Source organism: Rossellomorea vietnamensis (assembly GCF_001305855.1).
Classification (GTDB): Bacteria; Bacillota; Bacilli; order Bacillales; family Bacillaceae_B; genus Rossellomorea; species Rossellomorea vietnamensis_A.
In genome coordinates this window covers 45369-64127 of the sequence record NZ_LIXZ01000014.1, presented here as the reverse complement: position 1 = coordinate 64127, position 18759 = coordinate 45369, and the positions used below count along the sequence as shown (strand labels likewise).

At 43.2% G+C, this 18759-nt stretch carries 19 protein-coding genes; 17 read left to right on the top strand and 2 right to left on the bottom strand.

Going from position 1 to position 18759, the window contains the following annotated elements:
- The first annotated feature begins 108 nt into the window (after positions 1–108).
- From AM506_RS15950 to recO, 7 genes are all read left to right on the top strand, one after another.
- The gene (locus AM506_RS15950) at positions 109–2271 is read left to right on the top strand and encodes an HD family phosphohydrolase (RefSeq protein WP_060673482.1); all 2163 of its coding nucleotides are present in this window, start codon (positions 109–111) and stop codon (positions 2269–2271) included.
- Positions 2268–2741 carry an rRNA maturation RNase YbeY gene (gene ybeY, locus AM506_RS15945; protein WP_060673481.1) on the top strand — a complete coding sequence of 158 codons (474 nt, stop codon included), beginning with the start codon at positions 2268–2270 and terminating at the stop codon, positions 2739–2741. Before AM506_RS15950 ends, ybeY begins: the two co-directional genes overlap by 4 nt.
- A complete protein-coding gene (locus AM506_RS15940; protein WP_060673480.1) occupies positions 2716–3108 on the top strand; it encodes a diacylglycerol kinase in 393 nt (130 codons plus the stop codon). Before ybeY ends, AM506_RS15940 begins: the two co-directional genes overlap by 26 nt.
- 245 nt (positions 3109–3353) lie before the next feature.
- Complete coding sequence (locus tag AM506_RS15935; RefSeq protein ID WP_060673479.1) at positions 3354–3752, top strand: cytidine deaminase; 399 nt, start codon at positions 3354–3356, stop codon at positions 3750–3752.
- On the top strand, positions 3745–4665 hold the full coding sequence (gene era, locus AM506_RS15930) for a GTPase Era (RefSeq protein ID WP_060673478.1): 921 nt from the start codon (positions 3745–3747) through the stop codon (positions 4663–4665). The genes AM506_RS15935 and era overlap by 8 nt, the downstream gene beginning before the upstream one ends.
- Positions 4666–4772: 107 nt before the next feature.
- The gene (locus tag AM506_RS22245; protein ID WP_082386398.1) at positions 4773–4916 is read left to right on the top strand and encodes a YqzL family protein; all 144 of its coding nucleotides are present in this window, start codon (positions 4773–4775) and stop codon (positions 4914–4916) included.
- Positions 4917–4961: 45 nt separating this feature from the next.
- Positions 4962–5714, top strand: coding sequence for a DNA repair protein RecO (recO, locus tag AM506_RS15925; protein ID WP_060673477.1), 753 nt, complete (start codon positions 4962–4964; stop codon positions 5712–5714).
- A 324-nt stretch (positions 5715–6038) separates the two neighbouring features.
- On the opposite strand, the gene AM506_RS15920 is transcribed toward recO, so the two are convergent.
- Positions 6039–7412 carry a glycine--tRNA ligase gene (locus AM506_RS15920; RefSeq protein WP_060673476.1) on the bottom strand — a complete coding sequence of 458 codons (1374 nt, stop codon included), beginning with the start codon at positions 7410–7412 and terminating at the stop codon, positions 6039–6041.
- Between the two features lie 463 nt (positions 7413–7875).
- Here AM506_RS15920 and AM506_RS15915 point away from each other — a divergent pair, with 463 nt between their 5' ends.
- The 10 genes from AM506_RS15915 to AM506_RS15870 all read left to right on the top strand — a co-directional run bounded on the left by AM506_RS15915 (position 7876) and on the right by AM506_RS15870 (position 17682).
- A complete protein-coding gene (locus AM506_RS15915; RefSeq protein WP_060673475.1) occupies positions 7876–8502 on the top strand; it encodes a helix-turn-helix transcriptional regulator in 627 nt (208 codons plus the stop codon).
- 13 nt (positions 8503–8515) lie between these two features.
- Positions 8516–9328 carry a pyruvate, water dikinase regulatory protein gene (locus AM506_RS15910; RefSeq protein ID WP_060673474.1) on the top strand — a complete coding sequence of 271 codons (813 nt, stop codon included), beginning with the start codon at positions 8516–8518 and terminating at the stop codon, positions 9326–9328.
- A gap of 323 nt (positions 9329–9651) precedes the next feature.
- Positions 9652–10119, top strand: coding sequence for a YaiI/YqxD family protein (locus AM506_RS15905; protein WP_235576130.1), 468 nt, complete (start codon positions 9652–9654; stop codon positions 10117–10119).
- A 44-nt stretch (positions 10120–10163) separates the two neighbouring features.
- Positions 10164–11975, top strand: coding sequence for a DNA primase (gene dnaG / locus AM506_RS15900; protein ID WP_060673473.1), 1812 nt, complete (start codon positions 10164–10166; stop codon positions 11973–11975).
- A gap of 33 nt (positions 11976–12008) precedes the next feature.
- A complete protein-coding gene (gene rpoD, locus AM506_RS15895) occupies positions 12009–13139 on the top strand; it encodes an RNA polymerase sigma factor RpoD (protein ID WP_060673472.1) in 1131 nt (376 codons plus the stop codon).
- 117 nt (positions 13140–13256) lie between these two features.
- Positions 13257–13796: a hypothetical protein gene (locus AM506_RS15890; protein ID WP_060673471.1), complete on the top strand. Its 540-nt coding sequence runs from the start codon at positions 13257–13259 to the stop codon at positions 13794–13796.
- Positions 13797–13961: 165 nt separating this feature from the next.
- Positions 13962–15104 (top strand): acyl-CoA dehydrogenase family protein, encoded by a 1143-nt coding sequence (locus AM506_RS15885; RefSeq protein WP_060673470.1) that lies wholly within the window; start codon positions 13962–13964, stop codon positions 15102–15104.
- Between the two features lie 262 nt (positions 15105–15366).
- A complete protein-coding gene (cccA, locus tag AM506_RS15880) occupies positions 15367–15741 on the top strand; it encodes a cytochrome c550 (RefSeq protein WP_034757540.1) in 375 nt (124 codons plus the stop codon).
- 115 nt (positions 15742–15856) lie between these two features.
- Positions 15857–16567, top strand: coding sequence for a tRNA (adenine(22)-N(1))-methyltransferase (locus AM506_RS15875; protein WP_060673511.1), 711 nt, complete (start codon positions 15857–15859; stop codon positions 16565–16567).
- Positions 16564–17682, top strand: coding sequence for a Nif3-like dinuclear metal center hexameric protein (locus AM506_RS15870; protein ID WP_060673469.1), 1119 nt, complete (start codon positions 16564–16566; stop codon positions 17680–17682). Before AM506_RS15875 ends, AM506_RS15870 begins: the two co-directional genes overlap by 4 nt.
- Positions 17683–17726: 44 nt before the next feature.
- On the opposite strand, the gene AM506_RS15865 is transcribed toward AM506_RS15870, so the two are convergent.
- Positions 17727–18683, bottom strand: a complete 957-nt coding sequence (locus tag AM506_RS15865) for a 4-hydroxy-3-methylbut-2-enyl diphosphate reductase (RefSeq protein ID WP_060673468.1) — start codon at positions 18681–18683, stop codon at positions 17727–17729.
- Positions 18684–18759 lie beyond the last annotated feature (76 nt).

The following is an 18759-nucleotide window of genomic DNA, read 5'->3' as shown; positions in this document are numbered from 1 at the left end:
TGGGCTATACATAGATAAATAAGTCAAAAACTGTTATCATTTTACATAATTACTAAATGTTTTTGAATGGGCTATTAGAAATTGCTTATACATAACAGGGGGTTCTTTATGCAAACTCACCCATTTCTACTCAAGATAAGGAGCTTTCTGAGCTACCGATTATTTACCAACCTCTTATTTGTGCTGCTTGGCATCATTGTTTTCGGAGTCCTATATGGAAATGTGACACCGAAAACGCTGGATATTCATTTGTATGAAGATGCCCCCACTACGATAAGGGCTCCTAAGAAATTCGTCGATGAGGAGGCAACTGCCAAGAAGAAGGAAGAAGCAAAGGCAGAAGTAGCGAGTGTATATACCCCGAAAGAAGGGGCGATCGATAACTCAACTTCATTGATTCACTCTTTGTTGGAAAGCGTAAATGAAGTGAAAAGTGAGAATCCACAGGCCGGGGGAGAAGAAGATCTAAAACCTCCATCAACTCCGGATCTAAATGAACAGCTGAAGCTCTTGAAAGCCAAATTGCCGAAGGATAAAAATAATAATGTCACCAACAGTCTGAGTGATGATGTATTAAAAACCCTCCTTGAGGCCTCAGAAGATGACTTATCACGTGTAGAAACCATCGTTTCAACGCAGATAAAAATCATCATGGAAAACGGGGTGAAAGAGGAAGAATTAAATGAAGCGAAATTGAATCTGGAACAACGGATCACCAACTATTCGTTCAAAGGTGATTTATCCACCGCAGCAGTGAAGCTTGGGAAAGTCGCCATCGAGCCGACGCTTTACTACGATGCTGAAAAAACGGATGAGTTAAAGAAGCTCGCCGAGGCAAATGTGGAAAAGGTTGAAATCATTGAAGGCGGGGTCATCGTAGAAGACGGGGAGCTGATCACACCTAAAAAATACAGCATCCTGAAGTCTCTGGGGATGGTGGAGGATACGTTCTCCTTCAGGCCATATATCGGTCTCGCCCTTTTTGTCCTGGTTGTGATCAGTTCATTATATTATTTCTTCTATACACTTGAAGTCACCGAGGAGCGGAAGCAAAACTACTTGATCCTCACAAGCATCGTGTTTGTCATATCACTACTGATCATGAAGATCGTCGGACTGATAGAACAGCTGGAGATCAACGATATTGTTTTCATATTCCCGGCTGCCTTCACGGGTATGATATTGAGGATCTTACTGAATGAACGGATCGCAATGATGATGGTATTCATCCTGTCTGCGTGCTCGAGTATCGTGTTTCATCAGCAGTTCTCTGGATCCATCGATATCGAAATTGCGATTTATACATTATTCAGCGGTGTATCCGGGATTCTTTTCCTTGTGAGCCGAAATCAGCGTTCGAATATTTTAAGGGCGGGGATTTACGTAGCCCTTGTCAATATCCTGATCCTTGGATTTTTAATCCTATTAAGCGGTACTTCCTATTCGAATAGTGAATATGTGTATTATATTGTGTTTGCCCTCGTATCGGGTATCATGTCTTCCATCCTCACGATCGGTTTCCTCCCGTTTTTTGAAGCGGGATTCGGGATTCTTTCTTCTATGAGACTGGTCGAACTTTCAAGTCCTACACAGCCGTTATTAAAGAAGTTGTTGACCGATGCGCCGGGTACTTATCATCACAGTGTCATGGTGGCGAACCTTGCGGAAGCCGCGTGTGAAGCCATCGGGGCTAACGGTTTACTCGCGAGGGTCGGCTGCTATTATCATGATGTAGGAAAGTCCAAACGGCCGCATTTCTTTATCGAGAATCAACTGAATATGGGAAATCCCCATGACCGGGTCTCGCCTGAAACAAGCCGGGATGTTATTATTAGTCATGCTTCAGATGGAGCCCAGATGCTCCGGAAACATAAATTGCCAAAGGAAATCGTTGACATCGCCGAGCAGCATCACGGGACGACACTGTTGAAATTTTTCTATTATAAGGCAAAAGAACAAGGGAAAGATGTTAAGGAAGAAGAATATCGCTATCCAGGCCCTAAACCTCAGACGAGGGAAGCGGCTGTCATCAGCATTGCGGACAGTGTAGAAGCGGCTGTCAGGTCGAAGAAATCACCGACACAGGCAGAAATTCAAAAGCTTGTCCATTCGATCGTACAGGACCGCCTCCAGGACGGGCAGTTTAACGAATGTGATATTTCATTAAAGCAATTAGAGACGGTAAAGAGGTCTCTATGTGAAACATTGAGTGGAATCTTCCATCCGAGGATCGAGTACCCTGAACTTCAAGCAAAAGGAGATAAGGCATGACTTTATTAATCGACTTTATTGACGAAACAGAAACAGTATCCGAGGAACAGTCACAGCTGGTTCAGAATATCCTGAACTTTGCTGCAGAAAAAGAAGGGATCGAGGATGAAAGCGAAGTTTCCGTGACCTTTGTGACAAACGACCGTATCCAGGAAATCAACCGGGAATACCGGGCTAAGGATCAGCCAACGGATGTGATTTCATTTGCCCTGGAAGAATTGGGGGAAGATGAGGTTGAAATCATAGGGGCTGAGATTCCCCGCGTTCTTGGGGACATCATCATTTCCATTGACCGTACGAAGGAACAGGCGGAAGAGTACAACCATTCTATATCCCGTGAACTTGGTTTTCTTGCCCTTCACGGCTTCCTTCATTTATTAGGGTACGACCATATGGAAGAAGAAGAGGAAAAGAAAATGTTCAAGAGACAAAAGGACATTTTAGATGAATATGGACTCAAAAGAGACTAAATTCGGCTTATTCCGGTTCATAAAATCCTTTGGATATGCAGCGGAAGGAATGAAGTCTGTCTGGGCAACGGAACAGAATTTCAGGATTCATTCATTCGCAGGTATTGTGGTTTTCTTACTTGCCTACCTGCTCTCTGTATCCGTCATGGAATGGATCATCCTGATCATCCTGGTCTTTTCCGTGCTTGCTCTTGAAACGATGAATACAGCCATTGAAAAGGCGGTCGATCTTACCACAGAAGAGTATCATCCACTTGCGAAGGCTGCGAAGGATCTGGCTTCGGCGGCGGTCCTGCTCTTCGCAGTTTGTACTGCCATTGTAGGAACCATCATCTTTCTTCCAAAGCTTTTGGAATTGATCCTCTGATCTGAAAAGGCATTGTAACACCGCAAAATAAAGGCTGCAGGGAAGAAATTGAGCAATTTCTTTCCTGCAGCCTTTAATTCATTTGAAAACGTTCTTATACTTGTATAGAATAAGTGGAGCAAAGAACAAAATTGATAAATAGTTTGAATTATCTAACTATTTTATTACAAAATGATAACAGCCCATTTTCTTTTACGAAAATTGTAGTAAAATGAATGTGTTAGGGTTAAAGGAGAGTTAAATCAATGAATGCAGAACAATTAATACAAGAAGCTAAACTAGCGAGGGAAAAAGCATACGTACCCTATAGTAAATTCAAGGTGGGAGCGGCTCTTCTGTCAAAGGACGGTAAGGTGTATCATGGCTGCAATATTGAAAATGCAGCGTACAGCATGTGTAACTGTGCTGAACGGACTGCTTTATTCAAGGCGTATTCAGATGGCGACACAGATTATTCGATGATTGCGGTTGTGGCAGACACGGCAAGACCTGTTCCACCATGTGGAGCATGCCGGCAAGTCATTTCAGAACTTTGTCCGAAAGAAATGAAAGTCGTATTGACGAACCTTAAAGGCGATGTAGAAGAATTAACCGTAGCAGAACTATTACCAGGAGCTTTTTCACCGGAGGATCTAAATGAGTAATAATGTCAGCAATACAGAATACAAATCAGGCTTTATCTCCATCATCGGAAGACCGAACGTCGGGAAATCCACTTTCCTGAACCGGGTCATCGGTCAAAAGATCGCCATTATGAGTGATAAGCCCCAGACAACACGCAACAAAGTTCAAGGAGTTTACACGACAGATGATGCCCAGATGATATTCATCGACACTCCTGGAATTCACAAACCGAAACATAAACTGGGAGACTTCATGATGAAGATTGCTCAGAACACTTTAAAAGAAGTGGACGTCATATTGTTCATGGTGAACGTCGAGGAAGGATTGGGAAAAGGAGATCACTTCATCATAGAGAAGCTGAAAGGTGTGAAAACGCCGGTCTACCTTATTCTTAATAAAATCGACCAGGTCCATCCAGACTCATTACTGCCTATGATTCAACAATACAATGACCTGTTCCCGTTCGCTGCGACCGTCCCGATCTCAGCACTCGAAGGGAATAACGTCGACCAGCTGCTTCAGGTACTGAAGGATCAATTACCGGAAGGGCCTCAATTTTATCCTGCAGACCAGATTACCGATCATCCTGAACGTTTTATCGTGTCGGAACTGATCCGGGAAAAAGTCCTGCACCTGACACGGGAAGAGATTCCCCACAGTATCGCGGTCGTGATCGACAAGATGGAGAGAAAAGAAGAGAAGGACCTGATAGACGTCATCGCCACCATCATTGTAGAGAGAGATTCCCAGAAGGGGATTGTCATCGGCAAGCAGGGTTCCATGCTCAAAGAAGTCGGAAAGCGGGCACGTGTAGATATCGAGAACCTGTTGGGATCAAAGGTTTATCTTGAACTATGGGTGAAGGTACAGAAAGATTGGCGCAATCGCTCTGCAAACCTTCGTGACTTTGGCTTCAGCGACGACGAATATTGATAATTAACAATATTTAGGCCACATGTTTTAGAGAGAAAATGCTCATTCTAATCACAAGAAAGCTTATGAAGTCTTGCTAGTTTAAATCCAGAAAGGTGGGTTTTTTAATGTTAGACTTAACATGGAAATTTTTTTCGCAGACAGGGAGTATCGACACCTATCTCCTTTTTAAGGAGCTTGAGAAGGAGACATTTGAGGATCCTTACAGCTTTGAAGAAGAAACAGCGGAAGTTGATTTTCCTTTAACGTGATAAGTTTGTCATCACCCGGGAAGATAGAGATCGGGAGGTGGCTAAATGCTGCAGAAGTGTGAAGGAATTGTCATTCGAACCAATCATTACGGTGAGTCGAATAAGATTGTTACCATATATACACGGGAATTTGGAAAGATTGGATTGATGGCTAGAGGGGCAAAGAAACCTAATAGCCGTCTATCCGCCATTTCACAATTGTTTACATATGGTTATTTCCTTTTTATCAAAGGAAGCGGGCTTGGTACCCTTCAACAGGGAGAAATGGCAGAGTCCCTGAGGCATGTGAGGGAGGATCTGTTTAAGACGGCTTACGCCACTTATATCGTTGACCTCCTTGATAAAGCGACCGAGGACCGAAAGCCGAACCCCTTCCTGTTTGAATTGCTTTACAAAACTCTTCACTACTTGAATGAAGACTATGACCCGGAAATCCTGATGCATATTTTTGAAATGAAGATGCTCCCTGTACTGGGGTTGTATCCTCACCTGAATGGATGTGCTGTGTGTGGGGAAACCGATGGTGAATTCGCTTTTTCTTTTAAAGAAAATGGATTCATCTGTCATCGCTGTTTAAGTGAAGACCCACATCATTTACCGATCTCACAAAGCACTGTGAAGCTTCTCAGGGTATTTTACTATTTCGACCTCAATCGATTGGGAAATATATCGGTGAAAGATGAAACGAAACATCAATTGAAGCGGGTAATCAGGACTTATTACGATGAAAACTCAGGTCTGACATTAAAGTCCAGGAGGTTTCTGGACCAAATGGATAACCTTAAGGACTTATTCTAGTTTTATAGATGCTGCTTGTGATATAGAAAGGCCCATTCACTTTTGTGAATGGGCCTGATTTTTTATTGTGTCTTCTAGCTCCGGCGGCTAGAGGCTCGAGGTCATAAGTCAACCCTGCCAAAAAGGCAAAGAACGCCTTTTTCAGCAGGGCCGTCTTATGCTTGTCGCCTCTGAACGAGCCGCCTCCGCTTTAGGGGTCTTCTAGCTCCGGCGGCTAGCCCCTCGAGGTCATATCTAAAAAAATCCCCAAAGGCAAAAAGTGTGCCTTCAGGGATTTTCCAGATATGCTTGTCGGGGCTGAACGAGCCGCCTCCGCTTTAGGGTTTAAAATTTGGTTTTCTCTAGCAAGAACGCTTTAACTTCACTGATTGGCATCCTTACTTGATCCATTGTGTCACGGTCACGTACGGTTACTTGACCGTCTTCTACAGAGTCAAAGTCAAATGTGATACAGAATGGTGTACCGATTTCGTCCTGGCGGCGGTAACGTTTCCCGATGGATGCCGTTTCGTCGAAGTCGATCATAAGATCCTGTGACAGCTCTTCGTACACTTTGATTGCATCGTCAGAAAGCTTTTTAGAAAGTGGCAGCACAGCCGCTTTGAACGGAGCAAGCGCCGGGTGAAAACGTAACACGGTACGTGAATCGTTCTCGAGTTCCTCTTCTTCGAATGCATCGCATAGGAATGCAAGGGTTACCCGGTCTGCCCCAAGGGAAGGCTCGATGCAGTATGGGACATATTTTTCATTCGTTTGTGGATCCATGTAGTGGAAGTCCTCATTCGAGTGTTCCATATGACGCTTCAGGTCGAAGTCTGTACGATCTGCCACACCCCAAAGCTCACCCCAGCCAAACGGGAATTTGTATTCGATATCCGTTGTCGCGTTGCTGTAATGGGATAATTCATCTTGATCATGATCACGCAGTCTCATGTTATCTTCGCTCATTCCAAGATTCAGTAACCAGTTTTTACAGAATTCGCGCCAGTATGAGAACCACTCAAGGTCTTCACCAGGTTTGCAGAAGAATTCCAATTCCATCTGTTCGAATTCACGGGTTCTGAATGTGAAATTACCAGGAGTGATTTCATTTCGGAAGCTTTTACCTACTTGAGCAATACCGAAAGGCATCTTCTTACGCATGGATCGCTGAACGTTTTTGAAGTTTACAAAGATTCCCTGTGCAGTTTCAGGACGTAAATAAATTTCATTTGTAGAAGATTCCGTTACTCCCTGATGGGTTTTGAACATAAGATCAAATTGGCGGATACCCGTGAAATCATGGCTCCCGCAATCAGGACACGCAATATCATGCTCTTTGATGATTTCTTCCATTTTCTCGAAAGAAAGACCATCGACGATCATTTCGATACCTTTTGCTTCCAGAGCGTTTTCGATGATTTTGTCTGCGCGGTGACGAGTTTTACATTGCTTACAGTCGATCATCGGATCATTGAAGTTTCCAACGTGTCCGGAAGCTACCCATGTTTGGGGATTCATCAGGATACTTGCATCAAGGCCTACATTATAAGGGGATTCCTGTACGAATTTTTTCCACCAAGCTTTTTTAATATTGTTTTTTAACTCTACACCAAGCGGGCCGTAATCCCATGTGTTGGCAAGTCCTCCGTAAATTTCAGAACCGGGGAAGACAAATCCTCTGTGCTTTGCTAAGTTGACTACTTGTTCCATTGACATATAAGTCACTCCTTTTTATCATTTATGTAAATAAAAAAGCTCGTCCTTAGGCGCTTGAGGCCTAGGGACGAGCTTGTTACTCGCGGTTCCACCCTAGTTGATATACATACAAGTATACCCACTTTTAATCGGTAAATAGCTCCGGATTGCCGTCTCCATGCCTTCTGGGCTTTCACTGTCCCCAGTCGCTTATCTGTCAGCAAGGATTATTGATCCATCATAGCTTTATTGGTTATAAGATGAAGACATTTTATCATGATAAAGAAATAAAAACAACTAATGATTTAGAGAGGAGAAAAGATTTGAAGTTTTATTCAAAAGAAGATACTCTTTGTAAAGTGAAATTCAGCTATAGGTTGTCACAAATGGATGATAATATGCTCTTTTCATTTCGGTTAAATAGTATATAATATTTAATATAAAGTATAACATAAATCGTTTGACCGTTAGGTGGTGAGTAACAATCGAACTTAATAAGCGTCAAGAACATATTCTGCAAATAGTAAAAGACAATGGGCCAATCACTGGTGAACATATAGCGGATCAATTAAATTTAACCAGGGCGACTCTGAGACCCGACCTTGCGATCCTGACCATGGCAGGTTACTTGGATGCCCGTCCAAGGGTGGGGTATTTCTATACAGGGAAAACAGGTACACAGCTGCTGACGGAGAACCTGAACAAAATATTCGTCAAGGATTATCAATCGATCCCCGTTGTGGTGAATGAAAATGTTTCCGTGTATGATGCCATCGTAACTATGTTTCTGGAAGATGTGGGAACATTGTTTGTCGTGGATGCCAATACATACTTAGTGGGTGTCCTCTCCCGTAAAGATCTTTTAAGAGCGAGTATCGGGAAGCAGGAACTCAGTACGTTGCCGGTGAATATTATTATGACAAGGATGCCCAATATCACGGTTTGTGAAAAAGATGACCAGCTGATCGGAGTGGCGAAGGACTTGATTCATAAGCAAATTGACTCTGTACCCGTCATCAAAAAGACCGAAAACGGTGATTTAGAAGTCATAGGCAGGATTACGAAGACCAATATAACAAAAGCATTTGTTGCGTTGGCAGATGAATACTAGAAGGTGGTGAACGATCGTGAAAGAACCGATCATCTATGTTGTATCCGACTCGGTGGGGGAGACTGCCGAATTAGTCACAAAAGCGGCGATTAGCCAATTCAATGGTTCCAATACGGTCATTAAACGCTTTCCGTATATAGAGGACACCGAACATATCGATGAAGTGATTTCCTTGGCGAAGCTCAATCAGGGGTTGATTGTGTATACCCTTGTAAAACCGGATATGCGTGCATACATCAAAGAACAATCTGAAAAGGAAGAGCTCTATGCATTTGATATCATCGGTCCGCTGATGGACAAATTTCAATCTTCCTACCAAAGGGAACCGTTGTTTGAACCCGGGACTGTCAGAAAGCTTGATGACGACTACTTCAAGAAGGTGGAAGCCATTGAATTTGCCGTCAAATACGATGATGGGCGTGACCCGCGGGGCATCCTCAGGGCGGATATTGTACTTGTCGGAGTGTCCAGGACGTCAAAGACCCCGCTGTCGCAATACCTTGCACTTAAAAGGATCAAAGTGGCGAATGTTCCGCTTGTCCCGGAAGTAGATCCCCCGGAAGAATTATTTATGGTTTCACCGAAGAAATGCTTCGGATTAAAAATAAGCCCGGAGAAGCTGAATACGATCCGCAGGGAAAGATTAAAGTCTCTCGGACTGAACGATCAGGCGAGCTACGCAAATATAAAACGTATAGAAGATGAACTGACGTATTTTGAAAAAATTACGGACCGCATCGGATGTCACGTCATCGACGTAACCAACAAAGCCGTCGAAGAAACAGCCAATGTCATCACAAACATTTACCAAAAAGCCAACGATTGATCGGCGGACACATTTTTCGTGTTGAAAGGGTGATTCCCCTAATATGGAAAGGGAATCATTCTTTTTTTTTGGTGATTTTTAAATGATAACAAAAACCTTAAAGGAATTAAGTTTTTATAGTGGTCAAACTTGTCCGATTATACTATAATAAAAAATTGTGATAAAAATATTTAAAATAGGTTTAGACTAAACTCTTAAGGAATAAACTAATTATTGTGATATGTCAAGTCTCGTCTGAATTAAAATTCGACAATTTCAATCAAATCTCTGGGAAAGTTCTAAAAAGAGAGAAGGATAATGCGGAGTGATGTAGAATAGTTAGTATTAGCGATCATAACCCTACCGTATATGTAGACGCGGATGCTTGCCCGGTAAAACAGGAAATCATTAAAATAACAAGAGGTTATGGCTTTAACATCATTTTTGTTGCTTCCCATGCCCACAGAAAGAACACACCGGATGAAGGTGAATGGGTATATGTGGATAGTTCGAAAGAAGCGGCAGACTTATACATCATGAATCATGTCAAGGCAGGAGACGTCCTGGTGACACAGGACATAGGGCTTGCAAGTCTGGTATTACCGAAAAAAGTTTATGCCATCTCTCCCAGGGGAAAAGCCTACAGGGAAGAGAGTATTGTCACGGCACTCGATTATCGGTATGTCGCAGCCAAAGAACGCAGGAGAGGCAACTATGGTAAAGGTCCCAAGCCTTTTACAAATGAAGACAGAGAAACATTTTGTACGTCCTTCGATAAAATCTTGTCGGAAATTGCAGGAGAATCGCAATAAGTACAGAATGGATTAAGAGGGTAAATAAAAACAGGTGATAGAGTATGTCTGAAAGAATCCCTGAGGATAAGTTAAATAAAATTTTATCGTCAACCGATATCGTCGATGTTGTCAGTGATTATGTACAACTGAAAAAGCAGGGCAGGAATTATTTTGGTTTATGTCCGTTCCATGGAGAAAATACTCCATCTTTTTCTGTTTCTCCCGACAAACAAATCTTTCATTGCTTTGGGTGTGGTGCAGGAGGAAACGCATTTACGTTTCTCATGGATGTAGACGGCCTCAGCTTTCTCGAGGCGGCTCAAAAGCTGGGATCAAGAGTCGGAGAAGAAATTGCCATTCAAACCCCTTCTTCTGATCAACCGCTTCCTCCTCAAGAGGACGAGAAGCAAATGATGGAAGCTCACAGCTTATTAAGTAAATTTTACCATCATCTCCTTCTAAATACAAAGGAAGGTCAGGAAGCACTGGAATATTTACTGGCAAGGGGCTTTACAACGGAAAGTATCACGAAATTCCAGATAGGTTGGTCGCTCCCGAGTTGGGATTTCACGGTCAAGTTTCTGGAGAAGAGGGGTTACTCCCTTGAACTGATGGAAGCTGCTGGTTTACTCGTGAGAAGGGAAAGGGACGATTCATTCCTCGATCGCTTCAGGGGAAGAATCATGTTTCCGATTGTGGATACAAAAGGGAATACTGTTGCATTTTCAGGCAGGACGATCGATGCGAATGACCAGCCTAAATACTTAAACAGTCCAGAAACAAAGATCTTCAATAAAAGCAGCATCCTTTATCATTATCATGATGCACGAGCAATGATTAGAAGAAAACAGCAGGCGATATTATTTGAAGGCTTTGCCGATGTTATTTCAGCAAGCGAAGCCGGGGTTGAAAACGGAGTAGCCACCATGGGTACTTCATTGACGGAACAGCAAATAGGCCTATTAAAGCGATTAACGGATTCCATCATCATTTGTTACGATGGTGACTCTGCCGGAGTGGAAGCTGCATTCAGAGCCGGGAAGCTTCTTCACAAACATCAGTTGGACATACGCGTAGCCGTAATTCCCGAACAATTAGACCCTGATGACTACATCACCAAATATGGTTCAGAAAGATTCCAACAGGATGTAATAGGGGTAAGTTTGACGTTCATGGCTTTTAAGCTTCGGTATTATAAACTGAATAAAAACTTAAATGATGAAGGAGATCGCCTTAAGTATATAGAAGACATACTTAAGGAAATTACTCAATTAAGTAAAGCGGTTGAAAAGGATTATTATTTAAGATACCTGGCTGATGAGTTCGAACTATCGTTAGAGGCTCTTCAACAACAGCTGTCTGAATTGCAAGGTCCGGAAAATCGCGTTGCTAAACCACCTAAACAGGTCGGTATGCAAGGGAATTTCAAACAGCCCACGCAGTCCAGGCTGCTGCCGGCATACCAAACCGCTGAGCGAAGGTTGATTGCCTACATGCTGAAGGATCCGACTATCGCTTATAAGATTCAGGGGTGGCTTGCAGGCACGAACCTCAATATCGATGAGCATCAGGCTATTATTACTTATTTATTGGGTTATTATGAAGAAGGTCTGCCTCCAAGTGCCAGTGCGTTCATCGGGTATCTTCCTGATGAAAGGCTCAGAAGGATCGTGACGGAAATCGAAATGATGTCCATAAGTGAAGAAAGTACGGATCAGGAATTGACAGATTACGTTAACCAGGTGTTAAAACATCAAAAGATGTTGAGAATAAAAGAAAAAGAAGTGGAAAGAAAAGAAGCGGAAAGACTAAAGGATTACAGGCAGGAAGCACAAATCGCAATGGAAATCTTACAGCTGCGTAAGTCTCTATAAAGTTTTGTAAGGAAGTTGGAAGGAGGGGAACAAATGGCTGAAAAGTCAGCGCGTTCCAAACAAATAGCGTCAGAATTAACTGTTGATCAGGTGAAAGAATTTTTAGTTAACCAAGGTAAGAAAAGAGGAGTCCTCACATACGAAGATATTGCAGATAAATTATCCGGCTTCGAATTGGATTCCGATCAAATGGACGAATTCTATGCACACTTAGGTGAACAGGATGTGGAAATCGTTAATGAAAGTGACGAAGATGATGATCCAGGTGCCACGGAGTTAGAGAAGGAAGAGGAAGAAGAGTTTAATCTCAATGATTTAAGTGTTCCTCCCGGGGTTAAGATAAATGATCCTGTACGTATGTACCTGAAAGAAATTGGTAGAGTCGATTTACTTTCTGCAGAGGAAGAGATCAATCTTGCCAAGAGAATTGAAGATGGTGATGAGGAAGCAAAACGACGTCTGGCCGAAGCGAACCTGAGACTCGTTGTCAGTATCGCAAAACGCTATGTTGGCCGCGGGATGCTCTTTTTGGATCTTATCCAGGAAGGAAACATGGGTCTTATTAAAGCAGTGGAAAAGTTTGATTACCGGAAAGGGTACAAATTCAGTACGTATGCCACTTGGTGGATTCGACAAGCCATCACCCGTGCCATTGCTGACCAGGCAAGAACGATACGTATCCCGGTTCATATGGTTGAGACCATTAATAAGCTGATTCGCGTCCAAAGACAGTTGCTTCAAGATCTGGGCCGTGAACCCGCACCGGAAGAAATTGCTGAAGAAATGGACCTGACTCCAGAAAAGGTTCGTGAAATTCTCAAGATCGCTCAAGAACCTGTATCCCTTGAGACACCGATTGGTGAAGAAGACGATTCTCACCTTGGAGACTTCATCGAGGATGCAGAAGCTCAATCTCCTTCAGAACATGCAGCTTATGAACTGTTGAAAGAACAGCTTGAAGATGTCCTGGATACTCTTACAGACCGGGAAGAAAATGTTCTACGGTTACGTTTTGGTCTGGATGACGGCAGAACCCGTACATTGGAAGAAGTGGGTAAAGTGTTTGGTGTTACCCGGGAACGTATTCGTCAAATCGAAGCAAAAGCCCTTCGAAAACTGCGCCATCCAAGCAGAAGCAAACGCTTGAAAGACTTTTTGGAATAGAACCACTCTTTACTGCCTCTATTGTGCATAGAGGCAGTTTTTTTGTCCGATTTAAAGGGTTTTTTATGAACGTTGCCGAATAGAGCTAAAGGATGCAATAAAAAAGGTGTGACAAAAGTGACCAGAATAAAGGATTCAAAAACAGAAACCATTATCCATGAAATTCTCCTTTGGAAGCAAACGAAGATGCTGCCTGAACAATATTGTGACTTTCTTCTTGCGCTGTATACAGAAGGAGCAGGGATCAATGCCAGTCAAACTGCGGAACCTCAGAAAAAACCCTTCCTAAAAGAATTCCTGATTTCCATTTCTTCAATAGTAATTTCATTATTTGTCATTTATTTTACTGAATTGTCAATCGTTTTGCAAACAGCGATTTTGGCAAGTTTTGTCGGATTATTAATGGGTGTAGGAATTTATTATACTAAGAAACAATTCTCACCTTTGCTTCTCTATACGTCAGCTGCGTGCATCCTGCTTCTTTCCTCCATAAAAATAACGGGGGAGATCTTTGAAGAGAACACTTCGCAATTATACATAACCTTATTTCTGAACTGTTTTATTTGGATAGGTGCAGGGGTGAAATGGAAGATGAATTATTTCACGCTGGCGGGATGTGTGGGAGCGTTCCTTGTAGGAATTTATATATTACTATAACTTCTGAAAATTTAAAAGTTTTTTAAAGTTGAGAAAATTCACGATACCCTCTTATAATAGGAATGAGAGCGCATTCATAGAATCGTATGACTATGATTGAAAGAGCTCTATGTACTGTAGAAGTCTGTGGCTTTCAGTCATCAAAGTTAGACAAGGGGGATAAAGATGAATTTCGACTTAACACAAGAGCAAACAATGATTAAGAAAACGATCAGGGAATTCGCTGATGAAGAAGTGGCGCCTGGTGCTTTGGACCGCGACCGCACAAAGGAATTTCCAAAAGAAATTTTCAAGAAACTTTCTGATCTGGGGATGATGGGACTTCCCTTTCCGGAAGAATATGGTGGAGCCGGAGCGGATACGGTAAGCTTTGCCATCGTAACGGAAGAACTCAGCCGTGCATGTGCTTCAACGGGGATCACGTACTCTGCCCATATTTCACTGGGAGGCGCCCCGATCAATTTATTTGGTACACACGAGCAGAAACAGGAATACTTAACGCCGATCTGTACAGGGGAATCATTTGGGGCTTTCGGCCTGACTGAACCCAATGCCGGTTCAGATGCGGGGGGAACCCAAACCACTGCTGAAGATAAAGGGGATAAATGGGTCATCAACGGTAATAAATGTTATATCACCAATGCAAGTTATGCGAATCATCTCGCGCTGACGGCGATTACAGGCAGGAACAATGGTGATAAAGAGATTAGTGCGATCATCGTACCTACCAAGGCCAAAGGTTTTACGGTCATTGATAATTATGAAAAAATGGGGCTTCATTCCTCCAATACAACTGAGCTGGTCCTTGAGGACGTGGAAGTCCCGAAGGAAAACCTTTTAGGGAAGCAAGGGGAAGGCTTCAAGCAGTTCCTCGTAACCTTGGATGGGGGCAGGATCGGAATAGGGGCAATGGCCGTCGGTGTGGCTCAGGCTGCTTTTGACAAGGCTCTTCAATATGCGAAAGAAAGAAAACAATTCGGTAAAACGTTATCTCAATTTCAAGTTACACAATTTAAGCTGGCTGACATGGCAATGAAGATCGAGCTCGCTAGGAACATGGTCCATAAAGCAGCCTGGTTAAAGGATCAGGGAAGACCATTTTCCAAAGAGGCTTCAATGTGTAAGTTATATGCTTCGGAGATCAGTATGGAAGTAGCCGACGAAGCGATTCAGATTCATGGCGGATACGGTTACATGAAAGAATATCATGTCGAGCGCTACTTACGTGACGCGAAACTCCTTGAAATCGGAGAAGGGACATCAGAAGTACAGAGAATGGTTATATCAAGGTTGATTGGCTGCCAATAGGGGTCAAGTCCTAAATGAGGAAGAGTGAGCTCTGTCGGTCCACTGGGGGCCGGTAGGGCTCACCTGTTTTTTCCTTAAGGGATTCGTTCGTCCGTAGAAATGGAAGATGAAAACAGGAAAAAAGAAGGAAATGTGTCTAATTTGTGAGAAAGATGGAAAAGTTAATTGATAGTACTTTTACTTTGTCGGTTTTTACAGTAAAATAAAAAGTGTTGAAAAGAGCACTATTTTTTGGATGTTGTACATAAAGGAGGTTAAATTCATGAATCGTAATCCAATCATTCCATTCGTACTGATCATGGCCCTTGGAATTGGTCTTGTTTTCTTCTTATCGATTGAAGGCCTTAACAATGCCGATGAAAAAGCGAAGGATGAAAAGCATGGTGAGACTGCCGGCAAAGAAGGCGAAGAAGCTTCAAGCGGGGAGTTCGATCCGGAAGCTAAGTACAAGGAGTCTTGTGTATCTTGTCATGGTGGGAACTATGAAGGTGGCGCGGGTCCTGCTCTTAAAGGAACGAAGCTGTCAAAAGACGAGATCAAAGATAGAATCAAAAATGGTGGAGGCATCATGCCGGCTGGTCTTGTAGCAGATGAAAATCTTGATGCAATGGCAGACTGGATCAAATCACTTAAATAATGAATGAATGAAAAAGGTTCTTTGTCTTTGGGCAAAGGGCTTTTTTTATATGGAAAAGTTGGTTAGAATGAGTATCAGATAAGCAGGACCAATAAAAATGAGTAAAGGTGAACGAATGAATATTCAACAATTATCAAAACGACTTGAAACAGTTGTTTCATACATACCAGAACAATCTAAAATTGCCGATATCGGTTCAGATCATGCCTACCTTCCCTGCTATGCAGTCAATAAAGGCATCGCTTCACAAGCGATCGCCGGTGAGGTGGTAAAAGGACCTTACCTTTCTGCGAAAAAACAAGTGGAAGATGCTGGGCTGACCCGGGAAGTAGAAGTGAGACTGGGCAATGGCTTAGAAGTCGTATCTCCCGGCGAAGTAAATTGTATTACGATTGCGGGAATGGGTGGTGCATTAATTGCATCGATTTTGGAGGAAGGCAAGGACAAGCTTGCGGACGGTACAAGACTGATCCTCCAGCCCAATGTGAGTGCGAAATCGATCAGGACGTGGCTGATGGACAATGGATGGGATTTGATCGGTGAGGAAATTCTTGAAGAAGATGATAAGCTATATGAAATTTTGATAGCGGAAAAAGGAAATCCACACACTCACTATTCCAAAGAACTTGAAAAAGAACTGCTGCTCGGGCCGTTCTTGATGAAAGATCGGAATGATGCATTCATTAAAAAATGGAATCAGGAACTCCGTCAGTGGAAGAATATCGTGAATAACATGAAAAAGGCAGAGCAGACCGTAGAGTTGGAAGCGCGTAAAAATGAGCTTCTGCACAAAATCAAAATGGTTGAGGAGGTCCTTATCACATGAAAACAGTAAACGGCCATGAAATGATTCAGCTTTTTGAAGAATTCTCCCCAAAATATCTGGCTGAAAGCGGAGATCCCATCGGACTTCAAATCGGTAAGCTGAATGAGAAGGTCGAAAATGTAATGATCACCTTGGACGTCTTGGAAAATGTCGTGGATGAAGCGATCAAGAATAATGTCAAATTGATCATTGCCCATCATCCGCCATTATTTCGACCACTAAAATCTTTGCAAACTGATTCGTATCAGGGAAGAATGATTGAAAAGCTGATCAAACACGATATTGCTGTGTATGCTGCCCATACCAATCTGGATGTGGCAGTAGGCGGTGTGAATGATCTGCTCGCAGCTAAGCTCCAGTTACAGGATCCTTCTGTACTCGTACCTACCTATCAGGAAGAACTCCGTAAACTGGCGGTATATGTGCCGAAAGAACATGCAGGGGAACTGAGGGGGGCTTTAGGGAAAGCCGGAGCCGGACATGTCGGAAACTATTCCCACTGCAGTTTCTCCTCCGAAGGACAAGGGAGATTCCTGCCCGGGGATGGGACCAATCCTCATATCGGGAAGCAGGGCGCACTTGAAGAGGTTTCAGAAGAAAAGGTGGAGACGGTGTATCCTGTTTCCCTGGAGAAAAAGGTATTGAAAGCGATGTTTACCCATCATCCATACGAAGAGATCGCCTATGATATCTACTCCCTTGAGAACGGGTCTAAAGCCCTTGGGCTCGGCCGGATAGGAGATTTAAGAGAGGAAATGAGCCTGAAGGACTTTGCACTGTTTGTGAAGAAAACATTAGGCATGGATGGAATCAGGTTGATTGGGGACGGCGAAGCGAAGGTGAAGAAAGTGGCGGTACTCGGCGGGGATGGAAATAAGTTCATCGGAAAAGCCAAGAGACAGGGTGCTGATGTATTCGTCTCCGGAGATATCTATTATCATACGGCTCATGACGCCATGATGATGGGGCTAAATGTCGTAGATGCAGGTCATCATATTGAAAAAGTGATGAAAGATGGTGTAGCCGCTCATTTGGCCAAAAGATGCTCGGAAAAAGGGTATATTGTGAATATCTTTGCTTCGAAGGCGGAAACGAACCCCTTTACGTATATGTAATAATAAAGGCCCTCTGCAAAATAGCAGGGGGCCTTTCAACATTCTTATTTTGTTCCCATTTTCGCTTTTCGGACTTTAGGGAGTATTTTGTTTAAAGGAACATTGCGCTCTCTTGTCCAAGTGGTTTCATCATTTGGGTCAAAGGCTTCAAGGAATTTAATGACTTCCTTGACAATCGGCGTTGGAGTGGACGCACCGGCTGTGACAGCGACGACACCCGCATCTTTGATCCACTCTATGTCGAGTTCACTGATGTCTGAAATACGGTGTGCGGGAGTACCTGCGATATCCTTCGAGACTTGGGCAAGGCGGTTGGAGTTATTACTCTTCGGATCACCGACGACGATGAGAACATCGGCATCTCCTGCCTGCTCCGCCACTGCTTCCTGTCGGACTTGTGTCGCAAGGCAGATCTCCTTGTGCAGCTCGACATGAGGATACATCTCCTTCACTTTGTCCATTGTATCGAGTACATCCCACTGACTCATGGTCGTTTGGTTCGTCACGATGATTTTCTCATTGTCAATGGATAGCTTTTCGACATCCTCCGCCGTTTCTACAAGGTGAACGATATCGGGTGCGACCCCGACAGCCCCTTCAGGTTCAGGGTGTCCCTTTTTCCCGATATAAATGACATCATAGCCTTCAGCTTCTTTTGCCCGGATCAGGTCATGAGTCTTCGTGACGTCTGGACATGTTGCATCCAGGGTGACAAGTCCTTTTTGCTTTGCGATTTCCTTCACTTCAGGGGATACCCCGTGAGCTGTGAAGATCACCGTTCCTTCATTGACCTGTTCAATGATTTCTTTTCTGTTGCTGCCATCGAGAGTGATGATTCCGTCTTCTTCAAACGCATCCGTTACATGTTTGTTATGGACGATCATCCCCAGAATATAAATTGGACGAGGAAGCGATTTGTCTAGTGCGGCATTTCTGGCAATGACCATTGCATCTACCACACCATAACAATAGCCTCTCGGAGTAATCTTAATAATATCCATCTATAAATATCCTCCTACAAGAGAGTGTGTTTTGTCTTCATTATAAAGGAGAAAGGTCAGTCTGACAAAGAGAACG